This window comes from Amphibacillus marinus, assembly GCF_900110345.1.
In the GTDB taxonomy this organism is placed as follows: domain Bacteria; phylum Bacillota; class Bacilli; order Bacillales; family Amphibacillaceae; genus Amphibacillus_D; species Amphibacillus_D marinus.
In genome coordinates this window covers 627023-646866 of sequence record NZ_FODJ01000001.1, presented here as the reverse complement: position 1 = coordinate 646866, position 19844 = coordinate 627023, and the positions used below count along the sequence as shown (strand labels likewise).

The window sequence follows — 19844 nt, the reverse complement described above, 5'->3', positions numbered from 1 at the left end:
CCACTGGTACAAACGTGACATCTTCAGGCTCACAGGATGTGAGTCAGTTAGGCGTTGCGACACGACGTCGCGCACTTAGTCTAACATTCCATATTCAGTGTCACGTTTTCACCCAAGGGCACGGCTTCGGGCCTATAGGACGTAGGTCAGTTAGACGTTGTCAAAGGACGTGGCGAGTTTAGTCTAACATCACCCACTGTGTGAAGAAATACACTTCACACAGTGGGTCCTCAGCTCGTGCGGTTCCTCTGAAGTTTACGTATTTTACCTGTACTTAGTCAGAATGTTCTGATACCCAGTTTCAATATTTAGTTATGTCCCAAGCTCTTTCAACTTACCTATTTTTAAGGGCGGAAGAAGCGCCAGATACTTGTGAAAATACGCTTTAAAATTAACCCAAGTGAAAATGTTGGTGCTTCAACCTTTGGTGGATCATCTCTTGATAGAGTTAGCTCTTCTTCAACTGTGTTACCTGCTACGTCAACAAGTTCAAAGTACAGGTCAGTGTCACCATCCTCCAACTGAACGGTTAGCTCAAGATGATCTTCAAAATCAGATTCGCCATACGGGGCTTGTAATGACTTTTCATACTCATGGCTATCGTTAACGTAAAGTGATAAAGCATTGAAGTTATCTGCTACTGTAACCGTCAGTGTAACTTCTGTTGCATCATGAGCAATAGATTCAGGTATGTCAATTGCTAAAGTAGGTGGAGTTGTATCAATTAATACTTGTCTTTTAATGGCGTTGCTATTTCCTCTTACGTCCGTTGCTTCAAAGAAGATATCGGGCGCTCCATCTTGATCAAAGCTTGTTTCAGTGTCAAAATTATATTGGTCACCTTCTTCATTATAAGTAAACGAGATGACTTGCTCATTTACAGTCAAAGTATCAAGCTCGAAATGTGATTCAACGTAACCTTTAACTTGAATCGTATGACTGTCATGAGCACTTAATACGCCTGGTCCAGTAATATAAATATAGGGAACAGATTCGCTGTTAACCTCATTAACTGTTTCTTTTGCACCATTTGCAGCCCGATCATGTGCTCTAACTTCCACGGTTGAATCTGCTGGTAAGTCCGACACATCGATAATTCCTGTCTGCTCAATGCGATTTGTCGAGAGGTCTATCTGATCAATCTCCTCTCCATTGGCGTAAATGCTTATTTCAGCTAGACCAGAACCATGGTCAACAACCGTCCAGTCAATACTGCTATCTTGTGGGTTATAAGCTAGACTAATCTCAGGTGCTGTGGTGTCGACAAGCACTGGGAAGGTAAAGCTTTGCCACTCGGCGCTATCAAAATCAATAACTGTCTTTACTTCATAATAGTACAGACCGTCAGCAACGAATCTCCGATTTGCAGTCCCATCCCATGCACGATCACTTCGATAAGTGTAACCTGGTGTATCATAAGTTTTTCTAACGTCATTTTCCCGTTTAATTGTTCTTAACGACGCACCATCTTCGGAGAGGATATTATATTGAACTTGCTTGGCATTTCTTAAGAATGATAAAACAGGAACAATCTGATCAATTTGACCATCTGCATTAGGTGAAAAAGCAAGAATGTTTGTTTCACCATGTAGTTCCTCTAAGTCATTAAGAGGAGCTAAATAGTAACCAGCCTCATCAACTAATCCAGTGTGTGGAAGGAATGCGCCATCTTCATAGCGTTTTTGGTCAAGAATGGGCGCTTGATCCCATTGCCCATAAAAACCCACATATGGAATCGATAGCGTAGGAAATGCTTCATTACTCAATGTTATAAATCCTTCAATAAACGAACCATTTGGTGAATGTGTAGCTAAAGGCTGCTCGTAAAACCAATCAATTGTATTTGCTAGATCAACAGTAACAGTGAATTCAACTGTTTCTCCAGCAGGAATGTTCAGTTCATTAGTTGAAAATGTAATGGGATATTCACCTAACCAAGGTGCAGTTGAAGCAATCGTCCCAGCTTTGAAAATCCCTTGCGCTTCAACTAAATTACGTCCAGATACAATTAAGTCGGTCTGTACATTACCATTTAAGGCATATGAAACGTCATTGTCACTAAAGTTAGTTGCTTGTAACGTAAAGCTAAAGCTGTCATCGACCTCTTGCAAACTCACCTTTGCTTCACCAGTCGATGGTTCGGTGACAATGACGGGTGTTTCTAAAGCAGCATGTAAATCCATAATTCCTGCCCCCTGTCGTCTTGGGGAGTAGGGATTGCCAAGCTGATAGTGATTGTTATAAAGACTCTTATCATCAACAATTGTTGACGTGTTTAGTAATAAGTTCTTTGCGAATATAGCTCTTTCGTAGCCTTCAAGTTGGAAATCCTGATCAATTTTTTCAAGGATTAGTGCAGCACCACCAGCCACATGGGGGGCTGCCATTGAGGTCCCACTTTTAAGGCCATAGCTATCTCCTTGAATGGTAGATAGGATGTTTCCACCTGGGGCAGTGAGCTCAGGTTTGAAGTCCAGATTTGGTGTTAAGCCCCACGATGTAAAGGAAGAAAGAGCACCTGCCTCTGGATTTGCTTCAATAACAGGATCGCCAGCAAATGTGAGCTCGACTAACTCATCATTTTCAAGTAATTGAACGAAATTTAAACCATCTGTTCTTGAAATAAATAACTGTGGTATAGTAATTCTGTTGTCTGTTGCCATGCTAATATAACCAGCCGAGTGATTGTAAACGATCACACCACTGCCTCCTGCTTGTTGAACAGCCAAGGCTTTATCAATAAAATTAAGACCGCGTTGTAGCAGAACAAATTTGCCATCAACATCTGCTTCGGCTAATCGTGTTTCAAGAGTAGACAGATCATTTCCATGCTCAATATGAATGATCTCTATGGGCTCTGTAATAGATTTGTGGTAATCATTGGATGCTAAGAAAGCAGCTGATCCTTGTCCAGAATCTGAGCGCCATTCAAATCCTTCCATTTCAATAAATGTATTTTCTAATGAAGCAATTCCAATCGAATCCGCAGATACACTCGGAGAACCAGTCAATCCAATATCCGGATTCGCAGCTAGTGGGTGATTGCTTGTTATGGCACTTGAAAAATGTGCAGAATTACCAGCTGAGATTGATGCAATAATGCCATTATCAACAACTCTTCTAATTGCTTCTTGCTCTGGATCAGTTGGTCTTACAAAGCCAGCAACTGAACCTAAGCTTAAATTAACGGCATCCGCTCCAAGGATAATGGCATCATCAATGGCTTTTACATAAATGTCACCATAAGTAGATTGGAATAGCGGATCATCACCAAAGACACGTAAAGCTAGTAGCTGTGCGTCAGGGGCAACACCTGTGATTTCACCATTTGCAGCAACTGTACCAGCGACGTGCATACCATGACTGCTTATGGAAGGGCCTTGCTCAACTATTTGTGTATTCTTATCCATGTAATTATAACCATACGGTATTTTGTTAGAGAAGTAGACGCCATCAAGCTGATGCTCTGTCTGTAATTGTTGAATTTTTTCTTCTGATAGGGTAAAAACGGCATCTTCACTAAGTGCCATATCTGGATGATTAGGATCAATACCACTATCAATGACGCCAATAATCATGCCTTCACCAGTGTAACCGTAATCTTGCCAGACTTGGGCAGCTTTGATAATGTCAATGCTGTAATTCATGTCAGGTTGTTGTTCTTCTGGCAGTTGATATTCGTTAGAAATATAAACATTTTCAACACCATTAATCGTTTTAATTAGATCGTACTCTTTGTAGGTAACCTCTGTACTAAATCCGTTTACGACTGTGGTAAACTGGTGCTCTACGTCAAACTGCACACCTGTATTTTGGATGCTTGCCATAACGATTTCTTGTTGGTCAAGTAATTCTTGTTGCAGCTCTTCTTGAACTTGCTCATTTAATTCCTTGAATAATACACCTTGTTCAGTTGCATACGAGATGGCGGGCTCTTCTTCTAATTCTACGATAATACGAACAATATCATTAGGTTGATAAAGATCATCATATGTCTCTTCGTTAACTGATTCTTCTAAAGATTCTGAAATTTCCTCCGGTAGTTCTAGTAATTTTTCATTTGTTGCATTTGCAGTAACAAAATGACTGGAATTTGGAAATTGTAAAAAGACTACAGTAAGCAATATAAGCCAAGTTATCGGCCGCTTCATTAGACAATCCTCCCCAAAATAGAATGATATCTTAATAAATACAAGTTCCTTTAAACGTTTAAAGTGTAAAGCATAGATTATTTCATACTATCTATTGGCCATATAGATAATATAAAGTCTAGTATATTTAAGTTGGAAAAATGTTGCAATAGTACCAATGAAGTAATTTAACGACAAAATTGGACTTAATTCTATAAAAATGGGTTGAATTGTATAGGTAGATTAGCTGAACCTAAATATATTGATGCGTAAGTTGAGTATTTTACTAGATTCAATTTCACCACTCAATAATCTTTTTAAAAAAACGGACGTTTCTATTTTTTTTGGTGTTACGTGTTAGAGCGTTATTAGTAATCAATATGTGTTAGTCAGGGAAATTTCTTCACTTTCACGCGCTGAACCGAAACTGTCTTCTAACTTTTTACTTTCTATAGTTAAACATTGTATTATTAAGCTGATTGATAGAAAAAAGGGGCTGGGACAAAAGAGTAATTAGATAAGAAAAATCCGAACATTATGTCTGAAAGTGTATAGCGCTTCGGTAAAACACTTCGCTTTCCGTGGGCACGGCTTCGGCTAACTGTGTGAAGAAAGACACTTCACACAGTGGATCCTCAGCTCGTGCTGTTCCCACAGGAGTCTACGTATTTTACCTACGCTTAATCAGAATGTTCGGATATCCTGTTTCAATATTTAGTTATGTCCCAGCCTCTACATATTTCACTGTTTATATTTGCTTAACAGCTAACCAATAAGTGATTCATTAAGAACATACTCTTCAATTACTTTTGCTACACCATCATTCATATTTGTATCTGTAACAAAGTTTGCCTTATCTTTAATAGCAACAGGGGCATTGCCCATTGCAACGCCAAGTCCAGCAAATTCAATCATCTCAAGATCGTTATAGCTATCGCCAATTGCAATGACCTCTTCTTGCTTAATATCACAAGCTTTAATTAACTGAGCTAAGCTTGTCCCCTTGGTAACCCCTTGTTCAGTAAATTCTAAGAAGTACGGTTTTGATCTCATAATACTAAATTGGTCTGAAAGCTCATTTGCTAAGGTTTTCTCGACTTTGACAAGCTTATCTGGATCTTCAACCATTAGTACCTTTACAGGTGGACTGGTTACTTTATCAATGAAACTATTAACAATGGTTAGCGTTAGACCTGTAATTTCACTTTCAATTCTAGAATATTTATTGTCTTTTTCTGTAATAATTTCATCACCAACATATGTGTGAATAAAGACATCTTCTCGTTTACTTAGTTCATAAAGTGATTTGACAGCCTGAAACGTAAGGGTACTACTAAAAAGCTCCTCATTTGTACGACAATTAATGATCTTGCCCCCATTAAATGACAGGATATAGCTGTCATGATCAGCTAGCTTCAACTGCTTTGCTATTGCTTGCATGCCAAATGTCGGTCGACCAGAAGCAAGAACAACTTTTACGCCTTGTTCCTGTGCTAACATTAATGCATTTAATGTTCTTGGCGATATTGTATGATCGTCCCGTAACAAGGTATCATCAAGATCAAGTACAATCATTTTATAGTTCATATTGGTTAAGTTCCTTTCTAAAATAACTCACAATGTCCTTATTCTACTAAACTTTTTTAGATAACGCTAGTTAAGGAATGGAATTAGCTTATTTTGTGTCCAGCAAGGTATGAACTGGTTTCAATTATATGGATAAACTAAATTGACAGAGCCCGTGCTTTGCTTCAAAATAATAAAAAGAGCTTGTTAACGTTTTGAATCGGTATTCAAGCGATATTTTTTAAAAATCTAACGTTAGCTTACTATTTTTAAGTAGGCTCATAACTAAGAGAGAAGGGGAAGGTTATGGATTATTCTTTTATTCATGTAGCCGACATCCATTTAGATAGCCCACTTAAGGGCTTGGAAAAATATGAAGGTGCTCCAGTTGATCAAATACGCTTGGCTACTCGAGAAGCATTTAAAGCACTTGTTGGTCTTGCCATAGAGAAACGGGTAGCTTTTATACTTATTTCTGGCGATTTATATGACGGGGACTGGAAAGATTATAATACTGGACTGTTTTTTATTAACCAAATGTTGCGCCTTAAATCAGCAGCAATCGATGTCTATTTAATTAGAGGGAATCACGATGCGCAAAATGTGATGACTAAAGCATTAGTCTTGCCTAGTAATGTATATGAATTTCCTGTCGACCTCCCACAAACAGTAATTAATGAAGATTTAAAAGTAGCTATTCACGGACAAGGATTCGAGACAAGAGCGGTAACCAAAAATTTAGCTGTGGAATATCCCAACCCAGTTACGGACTATTTTAACATAGGTATTTTACATACAAGTTTAACTGGTAGAGAGGATCATGAGCATTACGCACCTTGTTCATTAGATGAGCTCATTGCAAAGGGTTACCATTATTGGGCATTAGGTCATGTGCATCAACGAGAGATTGTTCATGAACAAGAGCCGGTTGTTTTATTCCCCGGAAATATTCAGGGCCGTCATATTCGAGAACAAGGTGAAAAAGGTTGTACGATTGTCGAAGTGATCGGTGGACAAGTATCATCTTATTATCATCGTTCCCTAGATGTATTAAGGTGGACCACTTGTAAAATTGATCTGGCTGAGGTCACGGATATGGACGAGGTTATTCATCTTGCTCGTGAGCATATTGAGCATCTTCGCCTCCCGCTTGATGGTCGTCTTTTAGCTGTCCGGTTACATTTTGTTGGTGCTAGCCAGATTCATCAACGGCTAATTGTTGAGAAAACGCACCTTATTAATCAGTTACGGTCATTGTCATTGGAATTTGGTGATGTTTGGATTGAAAAGGTCGAAATTAAGACAACAAGGTGGACTGCTTTGGAGGAATTAGCAGAAAGTCACACCCCGATTGCCGTCATTTTAGAATACATTAGAAGTATTACTGCAAACGAGGATGAACAGCAAGCTTTGTTAGCGGAGTTTAAAGATATTGCCAATGCATTACCTTATGAGTTAAAGAACAAATCCGATCAGTTTAATTTTAACTCAACTAAATTAATTGCAGCACGTTTAACTGATGCTGAAGAACTAATTCTTAATGCAATCCAAATGCAAGAAGGGAGTTAATTTGATGCGCTTTGAGTCTATTAATCTGGAAGCATATGGCCATTTCACTGACTTTAGTTTAGATTTTAATCAGCATCATGGATTTCATATTTTATATGGTCCGAATGAAGCAGGAAAGAGCACCATTCTCCGTTCCATTACTAATCTGTTATATGGATTTCCACAACAAACACAAGATGCTTTTCAATATACTAATCAACAGCTTAGAGTAGGAGGTGTACTTAGAAATAGTCGAAATGAATCGTTGGCTTTTGTACGAAGAAAAGGGTTGAAAAACACAGTGCTTAATCTCGAAAGTCAACCGATCGATGATCACTTCATTCACAACTTCTTAGCAGGCTTATCAAAAGCACAGTTTTTAAATATGTTTGCTCTTGATCATGAACGGTTACGCGAGGGGGGGGAGAGCTTACTTTTAAGTGAAGACAATGCTAATGAGAACTTGTTCTCAGCAGCTTCAGGGATAAGTACACTACGTCAAGTGTTAACTGGTTTGGATGATCAAATGCGAGAACTATACTTAAAAGGTGGATCTAAGCCTGAGATTAATCATGCACTTAAGGAAGAGAAAGAAATTAATCAGCTCATAAAAAACAATCAATTAAATCAACGTGATTGGATAGCAATTGAGCAAACATATCTTAATGCCCAAACGCAACTTAGTCAACTTAAAGATGCGCTTAAATCACTCAAAATTAAAGAACTTAAGTTTAAGCGTCTGGAGCAAACTCTGCCCAAAGTTGCCGAGCGCCAAAAATTGATTGCAAAATTAAGTGGCATGGAAGCTGTGCCACTGCTACCGATTGATACGCCTAGACAAAGAGTAGAATATACGAAGCTTAAACAAGAAGCAGTAAATCAGCTGGATAATTGTGAGATCGAGTTAAAGCAGATTGAAGCTGAAATAATGAGAATTGACATTCCAGAAGCTATTATTAAGCACACAGTATTGATTGAGGAACTTAATAGGGAGCTAAAAACATATCAGGGTCAAAAGAAAGAATATCCTATTTTAATAAATAAGTTAACTGACATAGAACAACACCTTTATACACTTCTAAAAGCACTTGATCCGACTCAAAAAACACTGACAGCTATTGAGAATTACCGTATTCCAGTCGAGGATGAGCGAATGATTCGATCACTCAGTCACACTTTCCCTCAGGTTAATCAAGCGTTGGAGCAAGCTAATAAACAAGTGAAAATACTTGACGCTGAGCTGAAGAAACAGGAAAATGTTTTAGCACAACTAGGAGCTGTAGCTGATTTTAGCGCACTGGAGCGGAATCTTAAACAAGCAAGGGAGGAAGGTAAGCTTGAGCAATTAATTAGCCAAGCTAAATTAGACTTAGAGCAGCTTGAAGGGGAGATTGCTAATAAAATTGGACAGCTTTCATTATGGAGCGGAACAGAAGAACAGCTAAGCAAGCTAAACATTCCTAATTTGCCAACTACGATTAAAAAATATGAAGAAAGAATATTAGCGCTTCAGCAAAGACAGCATAATAATAAACTGGCAATCGAGTCAGTAGAGCAAGATATTGCAATGCGGACAACTCGAATTAGGGAAATTGAAGCAGCGGTAAGTATTCCAACTGAGCAAGAGCTGTTTTCCTTAAGACAGTACCGTGACCAAAGTTGGTTACTGATTAAAAAACAACTTAATCACCAAGTCGTGTCTGACGCTGAGCTGCAACAATTTTCTCATGCTGAAAGTCTTGAGACCATATTCGAAGCAAGCATGAATAAGGCAGATCAATCTGCCGACACAATGAGACAGGAAGCTGAAAGACTTGGGGAACGAAACAAACTAACGATCGATATTCAAGCAGGTACAGACAAATTAGCTCAACTTAAACAAAAGGATCAGCAGTATACTAACGAACTTCAAGCTTGTGAACACGATTGGAAGACAGAATGGGCAGAGGCTGAGATTGAACCATTAACGCCTACGGAAATGTTTGATTGGTTAAAGCGCTATGATAAGATTGTTGAGCTCACCTTTGAAAAGCATAATAAAATTAAAAAGCTACATCATTTAGAGCAGCTTAATGAAACGCTTCAGACAATGTTAAAGCAAGAGCTATCAAGATTTATTGAAGTGCCAAATGCTACATCGTTAAGTCATTTAATGGATGAGGCCGATCGAATCATTAAGGATTTGTTAGCAAAAGTGTCTGATCGTAAACATGTGTTTAGTCGTATTAATAGTATTAATGAGGAGCAGGATCAAGCTTTATTTGAACAGCAAGCGGCTAAAAAAAAGCTTGAGGAGTGGTACGAGAATTGGTCAGTCAGCCTGACAAAGGCTAATCTCGATCAAAGCGTGTCTCCCCTTATTATTACTGAATTGTTAGAGCACTATCGCCACTGTGTTAACAAGTATGACGAGATGAGACAAACACGAGTACAAGCAACAGAGCTAAAAAAACAACTGACTAATTTTAAAAAAAGGGCGGAACCTTTAATAACCATTGCAAACGTCCATGGTGAGTTATCAGGAGCCGATCTGATGGTAGATTACTGCTATCAAAAATTAAATTCAGCAAAAAAAGATCAGGAACAGTTAGCGGTTTTAAAAAAACAACGGGAAATGATTATTTACAATGAAGAGAGCACAAATCAAACAATTGATAAAGCTGAGCAGGGGCTGAACCAATTAATGACGCAAGCCGGTTGTTCCACTATAGAAGAGCTAGAAGCTATTGAGCTAAAATCAAGACAAAAGATGCAGTTACATGAGGAATTGGTGCTAATTGAAAAACAGCTAGTAGAGTGGGGCAATGGCCTGTCACTAGATGAGATTCTTGCGGAAGCAGGACGAACGACCTATGAAGAAGCACACTCTGAATTAACAACAATTGATTTCGAGATTAATCGATTGGACAATGAACGTTCAACTTTAGAACAGAATTATGGCGCAATTAAACGGGACTATAATGACAAGGTAACAGGTACTAATGTAGAAGCATTGAAAGCTACTGAAGAGAAACAAGCACTTCTTGCTAAAATTGAACAGCTAACCGACCAATATATTCGTTATCGGCTAGCGGTGGTCTTATTAAAGCGGGGAATTGAGCATTACCGTGAGCAAAATCAAAACCCGATTATTAGTCGGGCAAGCATGCTTTTTCAGCGCCTTACACTCGGTTCTTTTAATAGTATTACAATTGATTTCGATGAGAAGGACCAACCCATACTACAAGGTGTTCGAGATAACGGTGGAAGGGTTATGCTATCAGGGATGAGTGATGGGACATTAGACCAGCTTTATTTAGCCCTCCGTATTGCCAGTATCGAGAAATATGTCAACGAAAATGAACCAATCCCATTTATAGTGGACGATATTTTGGTCCACTTTGATGATCAGCGTTCAAAGGAGACTTTGAAGATTTTATTTGAACTTTCAAAGCAAACACAGGTTATCTTCTTCACACACCATACTAGAATGCTTGCATTAATGGGGGATAGTGTTGATCAACAAGCTTATCAAGAAATTGAACTACGGCAACCGCTTTATTCATTAAAACGAGAAGACAAGTAAAAAGAGCTTAAGGCATAATTAGATAGAGAAATTGAGTAGCCGGGCATTTTGACCAAAGCACAGTATCTTTTAAATGCTATCTGCTTTGAGCGATTAATGTTCGGTACTTGCCTAACTTCTGTATAGCTAATTTTTGCTTAGGGGATGTGGGCTTAAGCTAGCTGAGATCCGATTTTTTTAAGTAGTAATCTGGTATTTTTTTATACGAGACCTTTTTACACAGAATGGTTTACAAATGATTCTTTTTAACGTATGCTATCATTGGAAACAGTTACATAAATTTTTAGGAGGTATGATATGGAATTAATAATTGACCAGTTTGCTAGTTTAAATCTGCTCAATCAATTTTGGATTACATTGTTTTTAATTATTCCAATGGTATTAATAGCAAGAACAGTTGTTGCTGGAACGAGGTATTCACCAATATTAATTATTGTCATTTTTGGGTTGGCAATGGGCTTCATCTTAGTTCAAACAGGCGTGGCAGATCCAGGAATAACAATTTTTCCAATGATTAACATGATCGCATCTTCAACAATTATTGCTCTCGTTGTTACCTTTTTTGTTGGGGGTCAAGAGCTGCGGAAATTGTTCTCTAACCGGCTTGAAGAGAATGAGGAGATGGTGGTGCCTTCTGCGCAAGAAGCAGTTCTTGGTACAACACGCACCCAAATAATTATGATTATCAGAGCATTCTTCCTTCTAATCGGGATTGAAAGTGCTGCCCGCTCATGGATTGGCGTCAGCTTAAGTGAGTTAAATGATGTCTATCCTCTTGTTGCTTACATTGGTATTGTAGGATCAATTATCTTTATTGATAATCGGGCAACGATTACGAACAAACCCTTATACATACGTAAAGGAATTATTGAAATACTTGCAATTATCCTTGTTTTATATTTATCATTTCAGATTGCAGACTGGATTAAGCCAGTCATTGCACTACCACAAATTTTCTTCGCTATGATTATCTCAGCAAGCGTAGGTGCTATTCTTCATCGTTGGTCGTTAGGTCCAACAATAAAGGCATTATTATTTGCCGGAATCCCAGTTGTGCTTGCCGGTAATTTTATGGTTGGTGGCTCAAGAATGGGCGAGGCATTTAATATTGGTGGGATGAATGCGGTCTTAACTTTTAGCTTTTTCGGGCAGTTATTTTTTATGTTTACCGGAATGGCCTTATTAATCTACTTTGCTAAAACTAACCATGTTCGTAATTTGGGCCCAGGTATGGCTGGATCATTATCGCATTCAGGTCTTACAGGAGCCTGTACAGCAGGAGATTTAGGTCAAGAAGCAGCGAGTCGTGCCCCAATTATGATTAACATTCCATTTTTTGGGCATGTATTTGTTTTCAGTGTGTTAGCGATTAGTGCTGAAAGAGGAGATTTATGGTTATGGCCTTCTTTAGCAATTCTAGCAACCGGACTTACTCTAACTGCATTTTCATTAAAAAATTTACGAAAGGCTAACGAAAGTGAGTCATTGGAGATCAAAGCTCTCATGCAATTTTCATTTGGTTGGCAACTCGTTGCAGTCTTTGGTGGATTATTATTGTTGAGTTTAAGCGCAATGCCATTTAATTTTACGGGGGTGGCACAGGCATCAGCTATTTCACATTTTGGCTTATTTGCGGCAACACAGGAAGGCATGTTTGGTCCCGAGGCAGCTAGTCTTATTCCGTTTATCTTCTCAATGCCGTTCTTGGTCCATCCAGTGGTATTCTTTATGTTTGGAAAAGCAATGAAGGATGATGGCTTAATGCCTAAGAAAACGGTCTATGCAATTGCTTTAGTTGGCGTTATTGGTGTATTAGTTTCGATATTTGCTTTATAAATTTAATAAATGCACAAAAAACTCTGTAGCATCCACCAAAAGATGGATTGCTATAGAGTTTTTTCTTTTGCAACATATATCGGTTCTTTATCAAATAGCGATCGTTAAGCAAATGTTTGTATGGCTCCAGCAAAAAAAAAGAGCAGCTTTCTTGTGTGGCCTTTGAACACGTGCTATTCCCACAGGAGTCGGCTCTTTTTTGCTTCCGCCTATTCTTGGGGAATTATCTTACCAATGTTTTTTGATATACAACCCATATATCCATTCAATAATGATTTAGCCATTAAGCATAGTAAAGAACTGCATGTTTAAAGAGTTAGATGATTGATTCCATAATCCAATGATAAAGTAAACGAGGATGAGGATGACAATCGTCATCACTAAGTAACCCTTACCAAATCCTCTGAAAAACATATAAAGACAAATTGAAGCTGCTAGGAAAAAAAAGACACCGGCAGCTAATATTGCAAGGTAAGTCATGATGTGACCCCTTTCCCAACTAAAAAAATAGAATGAAAGAATAACTATCGACAAGATTCGATAAAAGTAATACCTATTTTATTATATATCCTTTGTCAAGTCCTATAAACTGCCGTTATTTAAGAATGGGTTTAATCCCTTACTTGAATAGATTATATGTGACCGAGCGTGCTATAATAATGATAACTAGCAACTAAAGCGAGGTTTTTTTATTCTATGACCAAACATTATCAACGATTTATGTATATGGCAATTTTACAGAGTATTTTACTGTTAACTTTTTTATTGTCCATGATTTTACTGTATCAAATATCGGTAGTAACGATCTCGGTAATCATTATTTTACTAATTGGTATTGGGATGAATATCATTTTATATCTATATTTTAGAAAAATAGCAACTTTAAAAAAAGAATAGCTAAAATAAACAAGATTGATTAGAGAGAGGTGTTGTAATGTGAGTGAACTTGATTTTTCAGAGGATATAAATGAAATTAGACCTGCTTTTCAACCGATTATTAGTGGCGTTACCCACGAGGTTGTCGGTTACGAATTGTTTGCTCAAAGGAACGAAGCAGGAGATTTAAGGAACCTTACTGAGGTTTTGATGCATGAGGACATTTCAGCTGAGCTTAAGCTGGAAATTAAACAACAGGTTTTACAACAAGCACTACGAACCGTAGCCAAAGATAAAAACTTGTTCTTATCAATTAAACGATCAGCACAAGAGTTGTTAATTGACGATGGCCAGCCTTTACTTGATACGCTTAATCATTTTGGTGAAACAGGTTTTCCAACTAATCGGATTATTCTAGAGGTAAATGAAGAAGATATTGAGTATTATTTTGCAGAGCTTTATCATTTATTACTGTACTATAAAAATTGTGGCATTCAATTAGCTATTGGGCAGTTAGGTAATAAAACGGCAACTATGGATCGAATTCGTCAACTAGAACCCAATGTCTTAAAGATTAATACCAAAATAATTGGAAACGATGACACCAAGGGCTACGACGATATTATGTATTCATTTGAAATGCTAGCTGATCGGATTGGGGCTAGCTTGTTATTTTGTAATATTGAAGATGATTTTCTCCAATATTTTGCCTGGAAGCATGGTGGACGTTACTATCAAGGGGCATATCTTGGAACTGCCCAACCAGATATTTCACCAATGAAAATGATCGGCATGGCTAAAATAACGAATCAGTTTGTTAATAGGCAAAAGCATTTAATTGAGGAGCGTATGAGTTGGATCATCGCCTGGGAAAAAACCTTAAATGAATTAGCTAATCAATGGAAGAATCTAGCTGGAGTTGAAGACTTTCTCGTTCTCCTAGGAGAAGCCTTTAACGAGGCATCGTTCAGAATATATATTTGTAATAGTGATGGTTTACAAGTTTCGCCTAACTACTATAAAGCTGATGGGCAATGGCTATTTGAAGATTTACATAAAGGATCTAATTGGGCATTTCGACCCTATTTTTTAGAAAATATGATGCAAATGCGAACTTGGAATCGTGCAATGCTGTCAAAACTATACGCAGATATAGAAACAAGAGAGCGAATTAGGACGTTGAGCTGTTCATTAAATGGCGATTTTTTTATTTTTATTGATATTTCATACAGCTTTTTATATGAAAATGAGAGCTTGCTTATTTGATAGTACTGACAGATAAAGAGGAAAGTATGGAGGGGAATACAATGAAAATAACCGGAAAGCTTATTTTAGTATCATTAATGTCTGTATTAATTTTAGTAAGTATTGGAGTCATTTCGCTGTTTGCATTAAACACGATTAATGATAATGCCAATCGTACCTACACTGAACGCGTGTTGCCATTACTCGATTTAAAAGAAATTATTCGTTTATCTGAAGGGACTAGAGTTAATATTGCAACTGGGGCGTTATTTCGTGACGCATCCCCATTAATTGATGTAGACGCAGATATTGAACAAATAAATGTTCATATTGAGCGACTTTTAGCTGCCAGATTAACTGATGAAGAAGAAACTGTCCTTAATCAATTTCAGGAAAATTGGTCAACATTCTTGGGGATCGTGGAACAAAACATTACCTTAATAGAAAATGGTCAGTATCAAGCTGCTATTCGTGGTATTCAGGAATCAGGTGCAAGCTTTAATTTAGTTAGTGAAGCATTATTAGTCCTGACTCAATTAAGCGAAGAAGAAATGCAAGCTACGAATGTCGCTAACAATCGATCTTCCGATCGGGCCCGACTAGTTGTATTAATAGCCATTGTAATAGCCTCTATCCTGTTAGTGGTGATTGGCTTCTTACTAGGGAGAAATATTGGACGGCCACTTAAAAAAATAGCTATTGAGCTTGAAAGCCTAGCAAATGGGAATTTGACAGGTGATTCAATTTCGTTAAATCGTACTGATGAAGTTGGCGTTCTGTTTATGGCTACTGACCAATTACGTTATGCATTTAAGCATGTGATCACCAGTATCCAACAAATGACGACGCAAGTATCTAACCAGTCAGAGCTCTTGACTCAATCCGTTGATCAAGTAAAAGATGGCAGTAATCAAGTCGCTATTACCATGGACGAATTGTCGAATGGAGCAGATAATCAGGCGGAGAAGGCAACGGCATTGAGTGAAATGATGGAACTGTTTGTTAATGAAATTAAGATGGCAAATACGAGCAGTGAAGAAACCGCTGTTACCGCAGAAGGAGTAACCAGGCTAACCGAGCAAGGCGTACAATCTATGAAGGCATCTGTCCAAGAGATTGAAGCTGTAAGCGAAACGATGGATACGGCTGTTCAAAGCGTTAGAAGACTTGATCATGATGCTAAGCAAATTACTAAGCTTGTTGATGTTGTATCAGACATTTCAGAGCAGACCAATCTGTTAGCTTTAAACGCAGCAATTGAAGCTGCCAGAGCTGGTGAGCATGGGCGAGGTTTTGCTGTTGTTGCTGATGAAGTGCGGAAGCTTTCTGAGCAGGTTGGTCAAGCGATAACAGAAATTACAGCAGTGACAAATAGAATTCAAGATCGATCGAGCGAGACAACAACTTTATTAGAAGCAGGCTATTCCAAAGTTAATCAAGGTGTAAATCAGGTGAATCAGACGGGCACTATTTTTAATCAGATTAATCAATCGTATGCAGAGATGGTTACTGAATTGGACGTGATTTGTCAAGAACTAAATAAGGTGGTTAAGGAAAGCATGACAATTAATGAAGCAATTGAGGATATCGCGTCAGTTGCTGAACAGTCTGCTGCGGGCATTGAAGAAACGACCGCATCAACAGAAGAAACGATTAGTACAATGTCGGATATTTCTTCATCAGCTGACTATTTAAAGCGTTTATCGGACAAACTAAATCAAGAAACTGAAAAATTTATCGTTACTTAAGTTATGTTTGGGAGCGTGAGTAGCAAATGAGAAATGATGAGCGGTTCTTAGTAGCATTTAATAAAATTGAAAAGCATTTTGATCAAAAACTTGATGATACAAAGTATGTACCGTTTCAACGTGCTGTATATCGCCTAAGAAACAGTGATGCTGCTATTAATCGGTATTCTAATGACCTACTAGAATTTTCAGAACTAAGAAATGCAATTGTTCATGAGCGTACAGAAGTTAATTATACAATCGCAGATCCTCATGACCAAGTCGTAGCCACAATTGAACAAATTGCCAAGGAAGTAACAGCACCACAACAGGTCATGCCAACTTTCGCCAAGGTGCTTAGAACCATCCAAGCTGATTTAAAGGTAAAGCAAGTATTTGGTATCATTCGTGAAACTGAATATTCCCAATTTCCGGTATATCGTAATAAGCGCTTTCTCGGTTTATTAACAGATAAGAAAATGTTGCATTGGGTCGCAAAAAACGTTAGTGGTGATACTACGAAGGTATTAGAAACAAGTATTTCCAAACTTATTGATGAAGAACAAGGTACCCACTATCAATTTATTCCACGTCATACGAGTGTTTATCAAGCGGAACAACTTTTTATTCAGAGTGTCAAACAACATAAACGTTTAGAAGCTTTACTAATAACAGAAACGGGTTCAAAGGATGAAAAGTTATTGGGAATGATCTCGCCACATGACTTAATTGAGATTCCTTAAAGTCATGTATTTAGGTAGAATAATAAAGGTTACTGGTTTGAATAATATAGGAATTAGCAATTGCAGTAATACGTATAAATATGGTTCGCTATTTGAGCGCCAGCACTTGAATTTGTGACAATTTTATAAACATAGGTTAATTTTGTTGAAAAATAATAATTATTATATTATAATAATTATTATATAGTTCGTTGTACTATGTACAAAAAAGCTAACTATTTTGTTTATTAAAGTTGACTTTTGGGTACAAGATATAATGTAAACTTAACTAATTATTGGAGGTAATGAAATGACTGCAAATCTTGAATTACAAAAGCATTTAAACAACCTTGTTGCGACACATGGCGTTTTATTTACAAAGCTTCATCAACATCACTGGTTCGTTAAAGGACCAAACTTCTTTGTTCTTCACGAAAAATTTGAAGAGTTATATGATGAGATAAATGAGCACTTTGATGAATTTGCTGAACGTCTGCTTACCATTGGTGGCGAGCCTTTTTCAACGTTACAGGAGTTTTTAGACAATTCGTCTGTTAGCGAAAAAGCTTATACGAAGGAAGTAAAGCAAGCTGATATGGTAAAAAGTGTCCTTGAAGACTTTCGTATCTTAGTAGCAGATTTAGCAACAGGTATCAAGCTTGCTGGCGAAGCTGAGGATGACATTACGGAAGATATGTTTATCGGTTATAAAACCGAAATTGAAAAAAATATGTGGATGCTAGAAGCATATTTAGGCTAACACTCAAACCCGATTGAGCTTAATCAATCGGGTTTGATTTGTCTAGCATAATGTTATCCATCTTATTAAGTAAATGTTCAAAATTTGGTTTCCTTATAAAGTCCTTAGCGCCATGTACTAAACACTCTTTAACAAGGAAGTCAGTTCCCATTGCCGAGCAGATGATCACTTTTGCGTTTGCATCAATTGACATAATTCTTTTTAGCACTTCTACACCTGTAATATCGGGTAAATGATTATCAAGTAAAACAAGGTCTGGCTTCGTTTTTCGATAATTTAAAATGGCCTCGTAGCCGTTCGAGGCTTCAGCAGCTATGGAATATGTCTGGTTGGTTATAAGTCTTTTCAGCCATGCCCGCATGAAAGAAGAGTCATCCACTATGAGTACAGAATACACTATCCAGTCCCCTCTCATGTCAATATACTTTTTTATCATAGCAAAAAAAAAATAAAAATGCGATGTTTTATTTTTGGAGAGCAATAGTTTTGGTTATTGTGTGGAAATAAAAACCTATTTTAACGTTAAAAAGCGAAGCGATATCTATTCAAGATAAGTCTTGAAATACCGCTTCACTTCTAGCTTGATCTACGTTACTTTTCTCGTTATCATCAATTAATGAGTACCCGTTTCTACAGGGAAATTACTGTGCATCAATAAAAAGAAGCACCAACAATAATTAATAAAATGAAGAGCACCACAATTAAAGCAAACCCGCCACCGAAGCCACCACCACAGGATGGCTGAGGGTATTGACATCCGCAACCGTACATACTAATTCACCACCTTACCTCTATTTACTTTAGCATATGCCCGCTTACAAACTTTGTTAGGGCATATGCCCCTATTTTTAAGAAAGTAAGCCTGGAAATTTGCAGTAAACAAGATAAGTCGAGTAGCAATTGCCTGGACTTAGCTAAATTAACGGTATGTAGTGACTAATCAGCTTCTAGAGGATGGCTTCAATTGCTTGAGCAACCCCATCTTCAATATTTGAAGCAGTGACATACTTACATCTTTTTTTCACACCAGCTTCAGCATTTCCCATGGCGACGCTCCTGCCGACCACATCAAGCATAGACACATCATTATAATTGTCTCCGATCGCCATTATTTCTTGCAAAGAAATCTTGTATTGGCTAGCAAATTGTTCTAAGGCAATACCCTTTTGAGCTTCAGGATGGTTAAATTCAACATTATCAAAACCTGATGAAGTAACAGTTAAATCTTGACGATTTAAAAATGGCTGTTTAATTCGTACTAATCCATCAGCCTCAAGAGAGAAGGCTAATGCTTTAAACACTTCGATTTCAGGATCATTAATAACTGCTCTAAAGTCATTTGTAAAAACAAATGACTCCTCTTGAAAGCGTTGCTCTGCTCTTTTTTCAATTTCTGCTCTCGTAATTTCAGGGTGTGCCGACAGCATAATATTAATGATAACATCTAGAAAATTCTCACGATCTTGTGAATAAACACCTTTGTTTGTGTATAGTTCAAAATAAGCATTTTCACGATTGACAACCTCAAATATTTCTAACGCTATTTTTTTAGTCATCGTTATATGTCTTAACTGTTCACCAGCAATGTTATAAATATTTGCCCCGTTCAAGCAAATAATAGGACAGCTTAGACCGGCTTTATTTATTGGCTCAAAAGCAGATTTATAAGATCGTCCTGTTGCGACGACAACCTCAATTCCAGCAGCTTGTGCTTGGCGAATTGCCTGAACATTTCGCTCACTGACCTCTCCCACTTGAGAGAGTAACGTACCATCCAAATCTGTTGCAATAAGTTTAATCATTAATAATTCTCCTCACTTTTACCTCAATAGTTAAATGTTGATAGGTTACTTTTTTTCTGAAAAACCA

General features: G+C 37.6%; 14 protein-coding genes. 8 read left to right on the top strand and 6 right to left on the bottom strand.

Annotated features, from left to right (window positions below):
• Window positions 1-344: 344 nt before the first annotated feature.
• Both BM000_RS17065 and BM000_RS03135 read right to left on the bottom strand, forming a co-directional pair.
• Window positions 345-4151 carry a S8 family serine peptidase gene (locus BM000_RS17065; RefSeq protein ID WP_091494727.1) on the bottom strand — a complete coding sequence of 1269 codons (3807 nt, stop codon included), beginning with the start codon at window positions 4149-4151 and terminating at the stop codon, window positions 345-347.
• Between the two features lie 744 nt (window positions 4152-4895).
• Window positions 4896-5717 (bottom strand): Cof-type HAD-IIB family hydrolase, encoded by an 822-nt coding sequence (locus tag BM000_RS03135; protein WP_091494725.1) that lies wholly within the window; start codon window positions 5715-5717, stop codon window positions 4896-4898.
• A gap of 285 nt (window positions 5718-6002) precedes the next feature.
• Between BM000_RS03135 and BM000_RS03130 the strand changes: the two genes are divergently transcribed.
• The 3 genes from BM000_RS03130 (at window position 6003) to BM000_RS03120 (ending at window position 12645) form a co-directional block, all read left to right on the top strand.
• Window positions 6003-7265, top strand: a complete 1263-nt coding sequence (locus tag BM000_RS03130; RefSeq protein WP_091494723.1) for a metallophosphoesterase family protein — start codon at window positions 6003-6005, stop codon at window positions 7263-7265.
• Between the two features lie 4 nt (window positions 7266-7269).
• Window positions 7270-10809: a YhaN family protein gene (locus tag BM000_RS03125; RefSeq protein WP_177178181.1), complete on the top strand. Its 3540-nt coding sequence runs from the start codon at window positions 7270-7272 to the stop codon at window positions 10807-10809.
• Window positions 10810-11106: 297 nt separating this feature from the next.
• Window positions 11107-12645, top strand: a complete 1539-nt coding sequence (locus BM000_RS03120) for a hypothetical protein (protein ID WP_091494718.1) — start codon at window positions 11107-11109, stop codon at window positions 12643-12645.
• A 276-nt stretch (window positions 12646-12921) separates the two neighbouring features.
• Here BM000_RS03120 and BM000_RS03115 read toward each other — a convergent pair whose 3' ends face one another.
• A complete protein-coding gene (locus BM000_RS03115; protein ID WP_091494715.1) occupies window positions 12922-13125 on the bottom strand; it encodes a hypothetical protein in 204 nt (67 codons plus the stop codon).
• A 216-nt stretch (window positions 13126-13341) separates the two neighbouring features.
• Here BM000_RS03115 and BM000_RS16595 point away from each other — a divergent pair, with 216 nt between their 5' ends.
• From BM000_RS16595 to BM000_RS03095, 5 genes are all read left to right on the top strand, one after another.
• On the top strand, window positions 13342-13542 hold the full coding sequence (locus tag BM000_RS16595) for a hypothetical protein (RefSeq protein ID WP_143063879.1): 201 nt from the start codon (window positions 13342-13344) through the stop codon (window positions 13540-13542).
• A 39-nt stretch (window positions 13543-13581) separates the two neighbouring features.
• On the top strand, window positions 13582-14787 hold the full coding sequence (locus BM000_RS03110; protein ID WP_177178180.1) for an EAL domain-containing protein: 1206 nt from the start codon (window positions 13582-13584) through the stop codon (window positions 14785-14787).
• Between the two features lie 41 nt (window positions 14788-14828).
• Window positions 14829-16514 carry a methyl-accepting chemotaxis protein gene (locus BM000_RS03105; protein WP_177178179.1) on the top strand — a complete coding sequence of 562 codons (1686 nt, stop codon included), beginning with the start codon at window positions 14829-14831 and terminating at the stop codon, window positions 16512-16514.
• Window positions 16515-16540: 26 nt separating this feature from the next.
• Complete coding sequence (locus BM000_RS03100) at window positions 16541-17236, top strand: CBS domain-containing protein (protein ID WP_091494709.1); 696 nt, start codon at window positions 16541-16543, stop codon at window positions 17234-17236.
• Between the two features lie 289 nt (window positions 17237-17525).
• Window positions 17526-17975, top strand: a complete 450-nt coding sequence (locus BM000_RS03095; protein ID WP_091494707.1) for a Dps family protein — start codon at window positions 17526-17528, stop codon at window positions 17973-17975.
• A gap of 19 nt (window positions 17976-17994) precedes the next feature.
• On the opposite strand, the gene BM000_RS03090 is transcribed toward BM000_RS03095, so the two are convergent.
• The 3 genes from BM000_RS03090 to BM000_RS03080 form a co-directional block, all read right to left on the bottom strand.
• On the bottom strand, window positions 17995-18372 hold the full coding sequence (locus BM000_RS03090) for a response regulator (RefSeq protein WP_091494705.1): 378 nt from the start codon (window positions 18370-18372) through the stop codon (window positions 17995-17997).
• Between the two features lie 254 nt (window positions 18373-18626).
• Window positions 18627-18746, bottom strand: coding sequence for a YjcZ family sporulation protein (locus BM000_RS03085; RefSeq protein WP_091494703.1), 120 nt, complete (start codon window positions 18744-18746; stop codon window positions 18627-18629).
• 176 nt (window positions 18747-18922) lie between these two features.
• Complete coding sequence (locus BM000_RS03080) at window positions 18923-19777, bottom strand: Cof-type HAD-IIB family hydrolase (protein ID WP_091494701.1); 855 nt, start codon at window positions 19775-19777, stop codon at window positions 18923-18925.
• Between the last annotated feature and the right edge of the window lie 67 nt (window positions 19778-19844).

What these genes read in the sequence shown, in the direction of transcription:
- BM000_RS17065 (WP_091494727.1), bottom strand. Translation starts at nt 4,151, where the DNA reads ATGAAGCGGCCGATAACTTGGCTTATATTGCTTACTGTAGTCTTTTTA.
- BM000_RS03135 (WP_091494725.1), bottom strand. Translation starts at nt 5,717, where the DNA reads ATGAACTATAAAATGATTGTACTTGATCTTGATGATACCTTGTTACGG.
- BM000_RS03130 (WP_091494723.1), top strand. Translation starts at nt 6,003, where the DNA reads ATGGATTATTCTTTTATTCATGTAGCCGACATCCATTTAGATAGCCCA.
- BM000_RS03125 (WP_177178181.1), top strand. Translation starts at nt 7,270, where the DNA reads ATGCGCTTTGAGTCTATTAATCTGGAAGCATATGGCCATTTCACTGAC.
- BM000_RS03120 (WP_091494718.1), top strand. Translation starts at nt 11,107, where the DNA reads ATGGAATTAATAATTGACCAGTTTGCTAGTTTAAATCTGCTCAATCAA.
- BM000_RS03115 (WP_091494715.1), bottom strand. Translation starts at nt 13,125, where the DNA reads ATGACTTACCTTGCAATATTAGCTGCCGGTGTCTTTTTTTTCCTAGCA.
- BM000_RS16595 (WP_143063879.1), top strand. Translation starts at nt 13,342, where the DNA reads ATGACCAAACATTATCAACGATTTATGTATATGGCAATTTTACAGAGT.
- BM000_RS03105 (WP_177178179.1), top strand. Translation starts at nt 14,829, where the DNA reads ATGAAAATAACCGGAAAGCTTATTTTAGTATCATTAATGTCTGTATTA.
- BM000_RS03100 (WP_091494709.1), top strand. Translation starts at nt 16,541, where the DNA reads ATGAGAAATGATGAGCGGTTCTTAGTAGCATTTAATAAAATTGAAAAG.
- BM000_RS03095 (WP_091494707.1), top strand. Translation starts at nt 17,526, where the DNA reads ATGACTGCAAATCTTGAATTACAAAAGCATTTAAACAACCTTGTTGCG.
- BM000_RS03085 (WP_091494703.1), bottom strand. Translation starts at nt 18,746, where the DNA reads ATGTACGGTTGCGGATGTCAATACCCTCAGCCATCCTGTGGTGGTGGC.
- BM000_RS03080 (WP_091494701.1), bottom strand. Translation starts at nt 19,777, where the DNA reads ATGATTAAACTTATTGCAACAGATTTGGATGGTACGTTACTCTCTCAA.